This is a genomic window from Paenibacillus sp. J5C2022, assembly GCF_025567625.1.
Taxonomy (GTDB): domain Bacteria; phylum Bacillota; class Bacilli; order Paenibacillales; family Paenibacillaceae; genus Pristimantibacillus.
Window position 1 is genome coordinate 24,941 of the sequence record NZ_JAOQJC010000004.1, and the last position, 16,492, is coordinate 41,432.

The 16,492-nt window shown below is 55.3% G+C and carries 9 protein-coding genes; 7 read left to right on the top strand and 2 right to left on the bottom strand.

Annotation, left to right across the window (positions count from 1 at the left end; translation table 11 throughout):
- The first annotated feature begins 12 nt into the window (after positions 1-12).
- Positions 13-4,353 (top strand): CBM96 family carbohydrate-binding protein, encoded by a 4,341-nt coding sequence (locus tag M6D81_RS04325; protein WP_262675597.1) that lies wholly within the window; start codon positions 13-15, stop codon positions 4,351-4,353.
- A 754-nt stretch (positions 4,354-5,107) separates the two neighbouring features.
- Here M6D81_RS04325 and M6D81_RS04330 read toward each other — a convergent pair.
- Together M6D81_RS04330 and M6D81_RS04335 are read right to left on the bottom strand one after the other, a co-directional pair.
- Positions 5,108-7,810 (bottom strand): helix-turn-helix domain-containing protein, encoded by a 2,703-nt coding sequence (locus tag M6D81_RS04330; RefSeq protein WP_262675598.1) that lies wholly within the window; start codon positions 7,808-7,810, stop codon positions 5,108-5,110.
- Positions 7,811-7,972: 162 nt separating this feature from the next.
- On the bottom strand, positions 7,973-9,565 hold the full coding sequence (locus tag M6D81_RS04335; protein WP_262675599.1) for an FAD-dependent oxidoreductase: 1,593 nt from the start codon (positions 9,563-9,565) through the stop codon (positions 7,973-7,975).
- Positions 9,566-9,828: 263 nt separating this feature from the next.
- On the opposite strand from M6D81_RS04335, the gene M6D81_RS04340 reads away from it, so the two are divergent.
- The 6 genes from M6D81_RS04340 (at position 9,829) to M6D81_RS04365 (ending at position 16,047) form a co-directional block, all read left to right on the top strand.
- Complete coding sequence (locus M6D81_RS04340) at positions 9,829-11,031, top strand: ROK family protein (protein WP_262675600.1); 1,203 nt, start codon at positions 9,829-9,831, stop codon at positions 11,029-11,031.
- A gap of 142 nt (positions 11,032-11,173) precedes the next feature.
- A complete protein-coding gene (locus M6D81_RS04345) occupies positions 11,174-11,785 on the top strand; it encodes a chromate transporter (protein ID WP_262675601.1) in 612 nt (203 codons plus the stop codon).
- Positions 11,786-11,809: 24 nt separating this feature from the next.
- Positions 11,810-12,343: a chromate transporter gene (locus M6D81_RS04350; protein ID WP_262675602.1), complete on the top strand. Its 534-nt coding sequence runs from the start codon at positions 11,810-11,812 to the stop codon at positions 12,341-12,343.
- Between the two features lie 89 nt (positions 12,344-12,432).
- Positions 12,433-13,488 (top strand): formylglycine-generating enzyme family protein, encoded by a 1,056-nt coding sequence (locus tag M6D81_RS04355; RefSeq protein ID WP_262675603.1) that lies wholly within the window; start codon positions 12,433-12,435, stop codon positions 13,486-13,488.
- Positions 13,489-13,555: 67 nt separating this feature from the next.
- Entirely contained in the window at positions 13,556-14,776 is a 1,221-nt protein-coding gene (locus M6D81_RS04360; protein ID WP_262675604.1) for a CdaR family transcriptional regulator, read from the top strand.
- Between the two features lie 140 nt (positions 14,777-14,916).
- Positions 14,917-16,047: a glycerate kinase gene (locus M6D81_RS04365; protein ID WP_262675605.1), complete on the top strand. Its 1,131-nt coding sequence runs from the start codon at positions 14,917-14,919 to the stop codon at positions 16,045-16,047.
- The last annotated feature ends 445 nt before the right edge of the window (positions 16,048-16,492 follow it).

The following is a 16,492-nucleotide window of genomic DNA, read 5'->3' on the forward strand; positions in this document are numbered from 1 at the left end:
AAGGAGTGATGAATGTTGGGGAATGTGAATAGAAGAGCGAGGCAGGGGTTGCTGAAGCGGGCGACAGCGGTATTGCTGGCCGTATTGTTGGCGGCCAGTCTCCTTCCCCCTTATGGGGACAGAGTGGAAGCGAGCGGCTGGCATTCGCCCAATCTGGTGGCGAATCCCGGCTTCGAGAGCTATGATGCCAGTACGGGCATGCCCGGCAATTGGTCGTCTTGGATAGCTTCGGGAACGCCTTCGGTCTCGGTAGATACATCTGTATACGCTGAAGGCGCCGCATCGCTGCGCATCCAGGCAGATACGGTGAGCAGAGCCAATGTGAAGCAAACAGTTCCTGTTACAGGCGGCGAAATATACGATCTGAGCCTATCAGTGAAGCTGGATAATATCGTCTCCAGCGACAAGGGAGCACAGATCCGGATACAGTACTTCGACCAAAGCTGGAACAAGGTTGGCGATAGCGCGTATATCGTCGTCGGCACAGGAACGAAGGATTGGCATGAGGTGACATACAGCGCAGAGGTTCCTGCCGATGCGACGCGCTTTCAGATCGAGCCGTTCCTGTGGCTCGCGACGGGGAGCGTATGGTTCGATAATGTCTCATTGCTGCACCAAGGCATGCTGACGGGCTTGCTGAAGCCGACCCACCCCAGACTGCTGGCGGACGCCGATGATTTTGCGGCAATTGGAGCACGGGTACAGAGCGACCCGCTAGCCGCTGGCTGGTATCAGAAGGTGAAGGCGGATGCCGATGCGATGATTCAGGAGCCCGTGGTTACTTTCAGCGGGACTGGACGGTTGTTGCAGACAGCACGTCTTGTGCATCACCGGATGTATACGCTGGGGATGGCCTACTGGCTGGAAGGCGATATAGCATATGCAGAACGGGCTTGGGATGAATTGGAAGCGGTTGCAGGATTCGTGCATTGGCTGGACTCCAACTTCCTGGAAACGGCAGAGATGATCCATGCTGTAGCCATCGGCTATGACTGGTTCTATCCCTACTGGTCGGAATCCCGCAAGGACGTAATCAAGGAAGCGATTGCGGTCAAAGGTCTGATTCCGGGGCTGCGGGACTATACAAACGAACGGTGGTGGACGAAAACCGTCAGCAATTGGAATGTCGTCTGCAATGGCGGACTGGCTGCGGGGGCGCTGGCCATCGGGGATGATCCGGCCTATCGGCAGCTGGCCGAAGAAGTGCTTCGCAAAGGATTGGACAGCGTACAGGGAGCACTGCAGCAATTCGCACCCGATGGAGGATGGTACGAAGGCCCTTCCTATTGGGATTTCACCTCGCAATACTTAGCGCTTTATCTGGGGGGCATGCAGAGCGCATTGGGAACGGACTTCGGTCTGTCGAATCTGCCCGGACTGTCGGAGACGGGGGACTACTCCATCTATATGGAAGGACCGTTCCAACGTTCTTTCAATTACTCCGACAGCGGCCCGGGACGATTCCCGTCACCGCAGCTGATGTGGCTGGCGAATCAATACGACCGCCCGGAGTATCAATGGTTCCGTAAGGGAGCATTGGGTGAGGCGGAAAATCTTCTATGGTACCGTCCAAGCGCATACAGTGGCCCGAGAAAAGAAGGAATGCCGAAGGATCGCTATTTTGAAAATATTGATGCCGCGACCTTCCGGAGTGCTTGGGAAGACCGCCAAGCACTGTTCACAGGTCTGAAAGGGGCTTATCATCACCGGAGCCACAGGCAACTGGATGCAGGGGAATTCGTGCTGGATGCGCTTGATGTGCGCTGGGCCGATGTGCTGGGTTTTGATGATTACGATATGCCAGGATACTTTGACTTTGATAACCAAAGATGGTCTTATTACCGCAATCGGGCGGAAGGAACGAATACAATTGTGATCAACCCGGGTATAGGACCGGAGCAAGATTATAATACCGCTGCAGAAATGATCGAATACGGCTCAAGCGTGACAGGAGGCTATGCGATCGTTGATCTGAAGCCGCTTCAAGGGCCGGAAGTGTTGCGGGCGCACCGCGGCATCAAGCTGTTGGATCATCGCCGTCAGTTCCTTGTTCAAGATGAAGTGGAACTGAGCGAACCTGGACATATATGGTGGTTCATGCATACAGGCGCGAATGTGGAAGAAGTGAGCGCCGATGGGAAGACGGCTATCCTTCAATTGGATGGGAAGCGCTTGTGGATGCGGATACTGTCCTCTCAAGGCCAATTCACGGTCATGGACGCACAGCCGCTGCCGTCATCCCACGATCCTTCGGTGCAAAATCCTAACCTGGGTATGCGAAAGGTCACTATACATGAACCGGATGTATCTCACCTCCAGCTGTCTGTACTCATGGTTCCTCTCCGCGAGTGGGAAGAGCCTCCTGTCGCTCTGCCTGTCACGACGCCGTTGTCGCAATGGGGACAGGAGACGGAGTCAGTGTCGCTGCTGCAAGAGGTGACGATAGACGGCGTAGCATTAGACGGCTTCATGCCGGATACACTGACGTACAATGTGATGCTTCCTGCGGAGATGACGAGCGTGCCGAATGTTGCCGCATCGGCTGCACAACTGGGAACATCGGTTGCCGTAACACAAGCTGACGCGGTGCCTGGGACAGCATGGATTGAAGTTCAGAATCCGAATGAGGCAGAGGCTACCCGCTATGCCGTTCATTTTCAATATGAAAGCGACATTACTCAAGATAGCGGTCTGCCGGTACAAGCTGTCGCTGCAAGCTTCTCCAGCCCGCAAGACAACAATATTCCAGAGAACACCGTCGACGGCAATTACTCTACGATATGGGCGGTAGAAGGAGACGGCCACTGGATACAGTACGACTTGGGAGCTCCGACAACCGTTCGCAGTGTATCACTGGCCTGGTTCAGGGGGGCGGAGCGACGAGCTATATTTGATATTGAAGTATCTGATGACACCCAAAACTGGACGAGTGTATTCAGCGGCACGGCCAGCGGCGAGACAGCGCAGCTGGAGAACTACGGAATCGGCGAGCATGTGACCCGATATATTCGCATTGTCGGACATGGCAATACGAACAGTATGTGGAACAGCGTGGCGGAGGCGAGAATATATGATGTGGTCATTCCGGCACCCGCGAAGCCGCTTCGGCTGGAGAAGGTTGCACTCGCTGCTAACGCTTCATCGCTCAACATAGGAGATACGACTCAACTGACAGTGACAGGCGAGATGAGCGACGGCACGCAGGCGGACTTGACTGCAATGGAAGTCACGTATTATTCTAATCAGCCTGATATTATCGCCGTGACTCCTTCCGGCCTGACGGAGGCGAAAGCAGAAGGAACGGCAAGACTGACAGTTATGGTGAAGGATGGATGGAATATTCGGATGTCCAGCGTAGATCTGGAGGCGAAGGATCGCAGCAGAGTGTTCCCGCTCCATGATACTTATGTGCGTGATGGCGTTTATGCAGATCAAAATTACGGAAGCGGATATAACCTGATCGTCAAATCCGGCACGCCGGATAAAGGATACAATCGCATGTCCTACTTGCAGTTCGATGTCAGTGAAATGCCATCCGCTACTGAGCGTGTCACCTTAAGCGTATACGGCTATGTTCAAGATCCAAGCGGTACTGAGTCCGTTACCCACTTGCATGGCGTAGCTGATGACAACTGGACGGAGTCTACTCTTACATGGAACAACCGTCCGGATGCAGCGGATCTGGTCGCGACGGCAACATTCAATCAGACGGCAGCATGGCATGAATACGATGTGACGGATTATGTGCGTGCAGAGCATGCCGGCGACGGCATTGCAAGCTTTGCTCTTCAGCAGACGGGCAAAGGATACACAACGTATATTCACAGCCAGATTCGTTCCGACACGAAGCCGGTGCTGCAATTCCACGCAGACACGGCAGCACCGAACATTGCGATAGACGAGCCTGTCTCCGATGGCAGCTACCTGACGTCGGACAGCCTGCTTACGTCGTTCCAAATCTCGGACGACAGCTCAGGTGTCGACGGCAGTTATACGGCGGCGACGCTGGATGGAGCGGTTATCGATCCCAGCGCCAGTATTCCTCTGTACACGCTGCCGCTGGGTGCACATGTGTTCACCGTGACAGCCAGAGACTTGGCAGGCAATGCGGCGAGCCAGTCCGTAACGTTCCACACCGCAGCGAGCGCAGATAGCCTGCGGTCACTAACGTTGCAATTCTCATCTCAAAGGTGGATTTCGTCGGTGTCTTTGTTATTCTCCATGCTGAGAAAAATCTACAATGGCGATCTGGAAGGCTTCATCGCCTTAGTGGAAGCGAATCGGGGAGGAGCAATTGCGGCGGAGGCAGCGGACTATCTGCTGCGCGATGCGAGCTCGCTGCTCGCTCCTTAAGCGGCTTGAGCGGTAGAGGAGGGGTGCGTATGCGCCTCTCCTGGATGCTTCTCTACCTTCCTCTGTGCAGCATGGACTGATGGATAGCTGTTACCTTACTCTAATCGCTCGACATGATGCCATAGCAAGTCCAAAAGAGGTGCATGCCATATCAATCCGGCAATCCGTATAACTGTATTTAGTGTCACTATTTTCACCGATTTGTACCTTGCCATCACAATGAGATGGATTTCTGGATACTAATTTGATCACTATCATTGCTGCTAAGCCGACAACATCAGAAATAACTGTACATTTTCCATTTCAAGTGGGGAGAACATGGATTCTGACTACAATATAGTACACAAAATGCAGTTAGTAGTTACATAATGACAGTAAGCAGTCCAAAGCACAGTTAGTAGTTACATAATGACAGTAAGCAGCCCAAAGCACAGTTAGTAGTTACATAATGACAGTAAGCAGCTCAAAGCACAGTTAGTGGCTACAAAATGCAGTTCGTAGCCACTATGATGTATTATACATCGCGTGTCGTACAAGCCTTCAATCGTTCAACTTGACGAGATAAGCTGCTGCATACAACCCCACGCATATCCGTCAAGCCGACTGATTGCAGCTTTATCTTCCCGTTCATGACTTGCGTTATATTCCATTCGACGTTCGGTTACTCCGCAGCCAGCCCCAATTGGCATAGTTGCTTCAAATAGATGGTCACTTTAATTTTCGCGGCTGCATCGAAGTCCGAATGTCACGCCCTTCACTTACGCAGCTCTCCAGGCGTCACGCCCCAATGCTTGCGGAAGACACGGATGAAATAGCTGGCATCCTTGAAGCCGCAGTCCTGCGCCGCCAGGCTGACAGTGGAGCCCTCCAGCAGAAGTTGTCTCGCACGCTCCATTCGGGCGGCTTGAAGGTATTCGGAGAAGGCGCTCCCCGTCTCTTGCTTGAAGCGGCGGCTTAAGTGAGAAGAGTTAACATGCAGCCGGTCGGCCGCATACTGCAGCGTGAGTTCTTCCTTATCCAGATGCTGCCGGATCAGGTCCAACGTCTCCTTCACAATGGTATTCTCGTGTCTTGATGCAGGAGCGCTTTCCTCTTCTGTGCCGGGGCCGTTATGCGCGTTCATGCCATTGAACTGCTCCGATACCATCGTTAAGCGGTTGTGATCGGCTGCCGCTTCGTTCTGTCTGGCTTGTCCTTCCGGCTTCTTCTTCATGGAATTGCTGCGAGCGACGTCCTTCATATGAAGCTCGATCACGCGGGCATCCGTCCGGTCGGCGCTTTCATTCACTCCCAGCTCCACCATACCGTTCCCCCGGTGAAAATGCCACGCATCCTCCGCCTTCGTTTTCGCCTTGCCGCCGCTTCTCTTCCGCCGCGTCTTCCCGTCAACCAGAACAGTCGCCGGAGCGCCTCGTCCTTGCATATGGAAGCAGATGCGCCAGCTTCTTCCGACAGGCATGGATGGATAGCTTCCTTGCCGCGCTCCGAACTGCAGCGATAGTTGCTCTCCCTCGTCACGGAATGCAATCGCTGTTGTAACCGCTTGTCCGTGCAAGTAGCCGTAGCTCTCCCCGTCGTCTTCGATTAATTCGAAGTCGCCATCGCAGCCGGCATAGAGATGTAGCTCCAGTTGCTCCGTCCGTACTCCTTCTGCCGTATGCCGTACATCGGGCCACATCGGGATGATGGCTCCGGCCCGCACAAGAAGTGGGCCGCCAGCCGTCTCGGGGACAGTAACGTCAATGAACCCCGGCCCGTCATACTGTTGTCCTGTCCAGTAATCGAACCATTGCCCTGAAGGCAAGTAGATGCGGCCGGTGAATGCGCCTACCAGCAGCGAGTCGCCGAACATGAACTGATTGTGCAAGGCTGCGCATTCGGCATCGTCAGGATACATAAGCGGCATCGCCCGCATGATGGGCAAGCCGCTTCTGGCCGCTTCATGCGCCGCAGTATAGATGTAAGGAAGAAGCCGATAGCGCAGCTTCGCATAGGTCTGGAAGACGGTCAGCAGCTTCTTCTCCAGCAGTGCGGGATGCCGCCAGTACGCCCAGCTGTTCACTCTCACCCATGGCTGGAAGAAGGCGTAATGGATGCCTTCGCTCGTATGAAGATGCATATCGACGCTCATATGTGGAATGCCGGACAATCCGGCGTTCATGACCGCGAGCTGCGGACTGGCGGTGCCGCCTGACGAGACGGCCCCATACTTCTGGATGCCGGCATAGCCGGCGGGGACGGACAGCATCGGGCGCTTCCCCGTATGAGCGGCATAGCCCTCTGCCAGCTCCTTGCCAATACGCAGCGTATCGGTCAGTCCCGCCTCTCCCGCCGCTTCGTGCTGCGGCAGGGGGAGATGGGATTGCGCGCTGTCCATATAAGGCTTCTTGGAGCAGAGATGGAAGCCCTGCACGCCTTGCCTGACGAGCGGTGCGACTCTGCTGTAGAGACGCTGCTGCCCTGTGTCCGAGCCTTCATATGCGCCCGGCGCGCTGTCCTCTAATTGGGACAGATAGAGTCCGAGACTGAGCTTGAAGCCGATGCGTCTGAGCGCGCCCATGAAGGTATGCTCGCCTTCCGGCATCCACTGCGGGATGTAGAAGCGCTCCGGATGCCAGCGGAACGGTCTGTCTCTGCCGGCGCCTTCCGGCTGCTCCATCCAGGTCGGCTCCAGACCGATCAAGTCGCAAGGGATGTCCTCCCTTCCGAATTTGAGCGCATCTTCGATCATGTCCCGGGCGGTCGTCTGCAGATTGCAATTGAACGAGAGGCCGTATCCCCATAGAGGAAGGAGCGCGGGAGGACCGGCCAGATCCTTGTACGTCTTCAACAGTCCGTTCAGATCGCTTCCCGTCATCCAATAGTATGCAAGCTCTTCTTGCCTGCGGTCATAGCGGATGCGGTCAGGACGGCTCCGTCCGATGTCGAATTCATGCTCTTCCGTCGTATCCGCCAGCATCCCCCAGCCAGTGGCAGACAGCAGCAGCGGAACGGGGGTATGGGCATTGTGGTCTCTCATTCGGATCGGTACCGTACAACCCCGCTTCATTAGGGGCAAGCTCGGCGCATCGCCCAATCCATATATTGATTCGTCCGCTCTCAGTTCGAACTCGGTATAGTAGCCTGATTCACCCGGCTCATGCTGCAGCTGGGACGGGAATTGTCTGGCCAGTCGCTCGCCCGTGCCGCTGCGAAGCAGCAGTTCTCCGCTGTTCCGGTCGATGGCGACCTCTGCGTCTGCGGTAGACAGGTACAGCCAGTCGTTATGTTCACTCGTGACATATTGTACCGGCTCTGTGGCGGATATGGCTCCAAGCTGTCTGAGAGGCGAGTACGCCTGCACAAGATCACATGAGTAAGAGGAACGGATATGAAATGCGCATGTCGTAACCGGTGTGACAGTGATATGCTGCCCGGCTGCGGTAGTGACGGTTATAGAACTTAGCGTGCCATGCACGGCAATGCCTCCTCGCGAAGCGGGAAAAAACCGATGAGGATATCATCGGTTTCAATCCGGTTATTCTCTGCTTATATTCTAGCATAAGCGAAAATAATGCCATACAAGGAGTTATTGCTGCCATGGCAGCAGCATAATTCGTGCCGTCGCTGTTGCAGGGCCCTACTCTCTGATGCTGTCCGGCCACTCCAGCCGGAAGCCTTGCCGCTTCAGCTCGCTCTGGAACTCTTCCAGAAGGTTCTGTCCGTTCCTGACAGCGCGAGGCGATTCGCCGCGCTGCAGGCAGAATGCCGCAAGCGCACCGGCCGCTTCCCCGATGTTCCATTCCACGGGATGGAGGCGGTAGCAGCCGTTCGTAATATGAGTCGTTCCGATATTTTTGCAAGCTGGCAGCAGGTTATTAACCCGCACTGGAATGAAGCTGCCAAGCGGAATCTGGAAAGGCAGCGCCGACATATGGATATAATGCCGATATCCGGTGCTTGGGTGCAGATCGATATCATAGTGGCCGATGCCTACGGAGTCATGGAAGGCCTGAGCTCTGCCGTCCGGGCGATCTTCCGGATTGACATGCTGCTCCTTTACGGTGAATTCGGCCTTGATTCTTCTGGATTCCCGGATATAAGGATACATCGCAAGACCGTCGTCGGTTCCGAAGACGTCCTGGCGCAGCCGGAGGCCGGGATAACCGCACTTGCCGTCCGCCCGCGGTGCTTCCGTCTGCAGCCAGTACAGCAGAGACAAGCTCAGATCCTTCGCCCTCTGCAGATGAAGCTGCCGCTCTTCTTCCGGCACGTCGATCACGGAGCCCAGAATATAGTCGTTCTGCGGCCAGTTGATAACACTGACATCGCCGGGGAACGTGCCGGGTGCGAAGTTCTCCGCTGCGGCCACACGGCGGTAAGTCATCAGCGAGAAGCCCTTCCAGTGGGCCAGTCCGTCGCCGCCTGGCAGCAGATCGTAGCGGACATGCTCCCTCGTTGTCGGCTTGACGCCGGACAAGCTCAGGAAGTGATCCGGCCAGAAGCGCGGACGGAATGACCGCCAGAATTCGTATTCCTTCGGTTTATTAATCGTATGATCTTCGCCTTCGATATAATCGACCAGGAAGCAGTGCGTAATAGCCTGCATATCCTGCGGGTCCGCAGCTCCTTCCAGAGCGTGCCGCTCACCTGTGTCCGACTTGGACTCCGATCCGGTGACGTACTCGGTTCCTGTCATCGGAAGCAGATCGCCGCATTCTGTCGCATCCAGGAAGTAAGGAGCCGTCAATACGGTGCAGCCGCTCGTCAACAGGTTGCGTACGGTGACGGAGGCGATGCGGTCTTGCGACATCTCCGCGGATTCCGGACGATGATGGGGCAGAATCGTCAGCTTGCCGCTGAGCGTATATGGGGCGAGCATTTCCTGCAGGACAGCAAGCGCTACGCGCGGATCGTGGCTGATCCGGCTGACGTTGGCATTGCCGGGATTCAGATTCGGCTCCGCTGCCGCTTCCTTCGTCAGCGGCAAGTTTCTTCTATAATAATCGCGCACTCTGGTGCGGAACTCGCGGTAGGATGCAGTACTGCCGAATTCCTCGATCCATCTGTTCTCATCGGGAGGAACCGCTTGGCTCGTCAGCTGCCCGCCGATCCATGCCGTCTCTTCTGTCATAATGACTTGCTTGCCCATTCTGGCTGCAGCGAGCGCTGCCGAACAGCCGCCCAGACTGCCGCCGATAATGACGATGTCCGCTTTCATTTCTCTTATCATGCCTAATTCCTCCTCTAATTACGCCATAGTTTTTTCTATATCTTATCGTGGCGAGGCACCTAGCATAAGTGAATGTGATGACTTTCGATGGTACTTTCATGATATGATGTGGAATAATGGGGCAAGAGGTCATGAAAGTACGATTGGAACGACGGCTTATGCCGCTTAATGTCATAATGGATGAAAGTGTCGGGACACAGTCTGTGAAATGGCTGTGAACGGTGTTAGCAGATATGGTGAATAACGGTCGGGGGGTTGAATGAATGCGGCAAGTCGAGCGCATGGCAACGCGAAAAGCGAAGGAAGTATACGGTCATATTCGGGCTAAAGGCACGATCTCCAAGGTCGATCTGAAAGAATTAACCGGACTGACGACCAGCACGTTGACCAGGCTGCTGGAGGAGCTGGTGCAGGAAGGGTGGATCGAGGAAGTCGGCTTCGGCGAATCACGCGGAGGAAGACGTCCGATTCTATACCGGACCAATGCCCGGTACGCTTATGTGTTCGGGCTGGAAATATCGCGTTCTGTATCCAGACTGCTGCTGTGCGATCTGCATCTGAATAAGCTGGCGGCGGAAGTATGGCCGATGAACCGCTACATGACGCCGGAACGCCTGATGGAGGAAGTGGTCAGGTCTATCGACGCCATGATGCGGGAGCACGGTCTCGAGAGCCGATCGATGCTCGGTCTCGGCATCGGAGCCGTCGGTCCTCTGAACCGCGAGGGAGGGATTATCCTGAATCCGATGCACTTCGCCGCAGCGGGGTGGCTGAATGTGGAGATCGGGCCGATGCTGGAGAGACAGCTTGGCTTCCCCGTGCATATCGACAATGGCGCGAATGCTGCGCTGCTGGGGGAGTACTGGACGCAGGCGAGCAGCGGCATTCGGCATCTGCTCTACGTGCATGCCGGTGTCGGCCTTCGCTCGGCCATGATCATGGGCGGAGAGATCATGTACGGTGCAGTCGATATGGAAGGCGCCGTAGGACAGATGATTATTCAGGCAGACGGCCCTCCATCCAGACAGGAAGGGGGCAACTGCGGCAGCTGGGAGACGTATGTCTCCGCCTATGCGCTGCAGCAAGGGGCGAAGCGCGGCTTGAAGCTGGGCAGGGAGACGCTGCTCCGGGGTATGGTGACACGGCCCGAAGAGGTGACGTATCCCATGCTTGAGCGCGCTCTGGCGCAAGGGGATGAGATGGTCAGGGAGCTGTTCCTGCAGGCGGCAAGCTACTTCGGGATAGGACTGTCCAATCTGTTGAACATTCTTCATCCCGAGAAGGTCGTGCTCGGCGGGCCGCTTGTATCCGGGAACGACTTGTTCTTCGAACAAGCGGTAAGGGTGGCCAGGTCCAAGACGTATCATTACCCGCAATATGACGTAACCTTCGAACAGAGCGGATTGGGCGACGATGCGGTAGCGACGGGCGCCGCGGCGTTCATGCTGAAGAAAGCGACGGAATAAACTCCAAAACGAACTAAAGTACTCGGAATTAATGGAATTAATAAGTTGATAAGGAAGTGTTATAGCTTTTATCAGCAAAAGTTTATTCCAAAATGGTCAAAAGTGAGGTATGATAGAGATACCAAACACTAAGGTGGCCATAATGATGCATACTACAACGAAAAAACCATCATTCTTCTCCATACTGTGGAGTTTCCTGAAGCTGTCTCCGATCTCGTTCGGGGGCGGCTATGCGATATTCCCTTCTATTGAAAGGGAGGTTGTCGACCGGCGCCGCTGGCTGAGCGGACAGGAGCTGTCGGAGACGCTGTCGCTGGCTTCGGCTGCACCGGGCGGCGTTGGCGTCAATGCGGCAATTTTGCTGGGACATCGGCTGAACGGTGTGTCCGGAGCGGTCGCGGCAGGCATCGGGGCGATCCTGCCGACCTTCTTTATTGTGCTTGCCGTATTTTTTGCTTATATGCGGTTCGGAGATTCCCCCAAGGTAAGGGGCGCTTTATCGGGCGTCACATGGGGCGTCATTACGTTGATCTTGTTTTCAGCTTTGCGGATGGGCCGAACGGCGATCAAGGATAAGTTCACGCTGCTGCTCATGCTTGGCGGGCTGATCTGTCTGTTCGCCGGACTGTCGCCCGTCTATCTGATCGTGGCGGGCATCGTGATCAGCATTGTCGCAACCTTATTCAAGCAGAGGAATGAGAACAAGCGGGAAGCGAGCCGGACAGTCGAAGAAGGGTACATGTACTTTATATAATCCGGATAAGAGGAGATGATTCATATGTTGCACATGTTCTTGTTCTTCCTGAAGCTGGGCTTCATCTCCTTCGGCGGCGGCTATGCGCTTATTCCGATGATTGAACGGGAAGCGGCGGCGCAGCAATGGATGTCTACGGAAGCGTTCATTGAAGCGGTGTCCGTTGCCGGCATGTCGCCGGGACCGATCGCGGTGAACCTGGGCACGATTATCGGCTATCGGACATTTGGAATTGGCGGCGCTCTTACAGCGCTGGCGGGGCTTATTATTCCATCGGTTATCGTGGCGGCAATTGTCTTCATCATCATTCACCGCTTGCGCAAGAAGGAATGGATCGACCGGATATTTTACGGCCTGATGCCGATCGTGACGGCACTTATTTTGTTCGCCGTCTATCGGCTTGGCGTCGGTTCGCTTGACGGCCCGGAGTGGGCCATGCAATTGCTGTTCGGACTTGTTATGATAGGGGTATGCTGGATGATGCTCGTCAAGTATCGGATGCATCCCGTCTATATTTTGCTATTCTCGGCTATCGGAGGCATCGCCTTCTTCTCCTGACAAGGCGGACGACGGGAGATGGAGCCGATAACGCTGCGGTTGACAATAGATGCGTGCAGGCAGGATGGACGAAGGAGGAAGTTGTGAATATGGAACAGAAGAAGGCGTGCTGCGCGGCAAGCCGGGGACAGGTAGCGGCTTCTGCAGGCACCGAAGCGATTGCTGCAAGCGCTGAAGCGGTTGCCGAGGCTGCAAAAGCGCAGAGGGAAGCAGAAGGTGGACAAGCAGTTGCGGAACCGGTAACGGATCGGCATACAGGTGCAGGGGCCAGGGAGGCGCTGGATGCTTTAATCAGCCTTCCCGGGGGCACCTTTCATATGGGAACGGATACGAAGGAAGGCTTCCCCGCCGACGGGGAAGGGCCGGTGCGCGCAGTAACGGTGAAGCCGTTCCGCATCGCGCCATATTGCGTGACGAACAAGGAATTCCGCAGCTTCGTGGAAGAGACAGGCTATGTGACGGAGGCGGAGCGGTTCGGCTGGTCGTTCGTCTTCCATCTGCTGGCATCCGAAGCGACGCAAGCGAAGGTGCAGAATGTGCCGCAAGAGGTGCCTTGGTGGTTGGTCGTAGAGGGAGCTTATTGGCGGAAGCCGGAGGGCGAGGATTCCGATCTGGAAGGTCGCTGGGATCATCCCGTCGTGCATATTTCCTGGAATGATGCGCTGGCTTATTGCGACTGGGCCGGCGCTCGCCTACCGACGGAAGCGGAGTGGGAATACGCGGCGCGAGGCGGACTTGAGCGGCGCATGTATCCTTGGGGCGACCTGCTGAAGCAGGACGGCAAGCATATGTGCAACATCTGGCAAGGCAAGTTCCCGGTCAAGAACAACGCTTCCGACGGCTATATCGGCACAGCGCCCGTTCATGCGTATGAGCCTAACGGCTACGGCTTGTACAATATGTCCGGCAACGTGTGGGAATGGGTAGCGGACTGGTTCAGCCCGGCTTATCACCGGACCACCTCCGACGACAATCCTTATTACGGCAAGGAGACGGGCAAGCGCTCGATGCGAGGCGGGTCATACCTGTGTCATCGCTCCTATTGCAATCGATACCGGGTTGCCGCCAGAAGCTCCAATACGCCAGACAGCTCGACGGGCAATTGCGGCTTCCGTATTGCTGCTGATGCAGATATGCATGCTTAACGTCATTAGCGGCACATCGAAACATGTGAAAGCTTCCAATTCACCTCAGGGTGGTTGGAGGCTTTTTATGATGTGTGTCGATAATGAATATGATAAGATATCTCCAACTATACATCCTTCCGGAGGCGCTATGCGGATTACGAAGAAAATCGCTGACCTGATCGTCGTGAAGACGAAGGAATTAACCCAATTAAATATTAACGTGATGGACAAATCAGGTGTCATCATCAGCTCCAGCGATCCGGAACGGATCGGCATGCTTCATGGAGGGGCTGCAGAAGCGGTACGGCTCGGCAAGGAAGTGACGGTAACGGATGCGGATGGGGAACAGTGGACGGGGGCAAAGCCCGGTATGAATATGCCGATCACTTTCCATGGCGAAGTCATCGGTGTAATTGGCTTGACCGGTGAACAGTCAGAGGTTGTCCCGTTCGGCCGTGCGGTACGCATGATGACAGAGCTTCTGCTGCAGCAATCGTATTTGACGGAGCAAGTGGAGCTGAAGGAACGATCCAAGGTGTATTTGGTACAGGAGATAATAGGTTATGCAGGAGGCGTGGATCAAGCTGCACTCGACAGTCTCTATATGCGAGGGGAATTGCTGGGGATTGACTTGAAGCTGTCTCGCGCCATTCTGCTCATTGAGATGAAGTTCGTGGAGGATGCGAGAGTGTATCGCATAGCCTCAAGAGAAATAGCGTCTCTGTTCCCCTCACCCAGCGAGACACTGATTGCCCAATTAGGCAGAGGACGTTGGATCGTTGTGGCCGACGTATCGGCATACCAGTCCAATAGTCATGCAAAGCAGTCGCTCATTCCTATTGCATCCGGCATCCGTTCACTCATGTTAGACCGCTTCCAGGCAGATACGATTATTGCAATAGGCGGCGTTTGTCAGCAGGTGCAGCATATCGGACCGGCATTTATCGAAGCGGACAAGCTATTGAAGATTGTCCGACTGCATGCCGATGATGAGCCAATCGCTCATGTGGAGGATGCGGGCTTGGCATATGCTTTGTCAGATATATCGGCCGAATCGTCCCAGCGCTTCATTATGCAAGTACTTGGCGAGCTTATGGAGCATCCCCTTCTGCTGGACACGCTGCAGGTGTTCTTCGATCAGGGCATGAATCTGAATCGGACAGCCGGGACCATCTCTATTCATCGGAATACGTTACTGTATCGGCTCGAGCGGATCGCTTCTATTACAGGCAGAGACCCGCGTCAATTCCAGGAAGCGGTGAACTTTCAAGTGGCGATGATGATGAGGCGGCAGGTGGGATTGTGATATTGTGCAATTCGTACAAGAAGATGCTCTTGAGTTGTCTTCAATTTATATATTTCGTACATAGTCGCAGCTTTGATCGCCTTCTATAATGGTACTAGCAGTTAATTCAGTAATTGTCCAATGCCAGAGGAGGATGCGATATGAAGATTGTTATAGCTCCCGATTCGTTCAAAGGGAGTCTGTCTGCCAAAGCTGCAGCAGCAGCCATCGAGCGGGGGATCAAGAAAGCTGATGATGCAGTCAGAACGGTGAACATGCCGATGGCGGATGGCGGAGAAGGTACGTTGGATTGCCTTATCCAAGCGACAAGCGGCACATTCGTAAGCTGTCCGGTACTCGACCCGCTGGGCAGGGAGATCAGCTCCGGGTACGGTATACTGGGAGACGGGAAGACATGTGTCATCGAGATGGCGATGGCATCGGGGTTATATCTCATCGGGGAGCATGAGCGGAATCCCATGCTGACGACGACTTACGGCTTCGGTCAGCTCATTGTCTCCGCGCTGGATCATGGCTGCCGGCAGTTCATCCTCGCCCTCGGCGGCAGTGCAACGAATGATGGCGGGGCCGGTATGCTGCAAGCGCTGGGCGTGGAGTTGTTGGACCATGCTGGCAAAGCCATCGGCTTCGGAGGCGGAGCATTAAGCGAGCTGAGTACGATTCGAATAGACGGTATGGATGCCCGCTTGAAGGAATGCGAGTTCCTGATCGCTTGCGACGTAGACAATCCTTATATTGGCGAGAAAGGGGCATCCGTCGTATTTGGTCCGCAGAAGGGCGCTACAAGCGAAATGGTAGCGCAGCTGGATCGCAATCTTGAGCTCTTCGCCGACGTTATTCGGCAGACTCTGGGCATCTCCATCCATCACCAGCCTGGCGCCGGGGCGGCGGGCGGACTCGCTGGGGCGATCAAGGCAATCTTGCAAGGCAAGCTGAAGTCCGGCGTAGCCATCGTGTCCAGATTCACCCGACTTGAAGAAGCGATAGCGGGAGCCGATCTCGTCATCACCGGAGAGGGGCGCATCGACTCCCAGACTGCCGGAGGCAAGACATTGTCCGGCATTGCGAGACTTGCGCAAGGTCATGGTGTCCCCGTTATCGTACTGGCGGGGTCTATAGGGGATGGCATTGAAGTATTGTATAAGCATGGGATAACGGCCATATTCAGCATCGTGAACCGGCCGATGAAGCTGGGTGAGGCGATGGCTGCAACGGAAGGACTACTGGAGGAAGCCGCCGAGCAAGTGTTGCGGACCATTCTGTACACATAGCCCTGCCAATCGTGCCTCGACCGCCTCAAAGTCGCTTTCTATCGCTCAAAATGGTCACATAGCCCCTGAGAGAGAGCCGAAAAGTGTGCGCTATCGCTCAAAATGATCACATAGCCCTGCCCATCATGCCTCGACCGCCCCAAAGTCGCTCTCTATCGCTCAAAATGATCACATAGCCCTGCCCATCATGCCTCGACCGCCCCAAAGTCGCTCTCTATCGCTCATTTTGCTCACATAGCCCCGCCAACCGTGCCTCGACCGCCCCAAAGTCGAGCTCTATCGCTCACTATGCTCACATAGCCCCGCCAACCGTGCCTCGACCGCCCCAAAGTCGCTCTCTATCGCTCATTTTGCTCACATAGCCCCGCCAACCGTGCCTCGACCGCCCCAAAGTCGAGCTCTATCGCTCATTATGCGTGCATAGCCGCCGAGAGGGAGCCTGGAG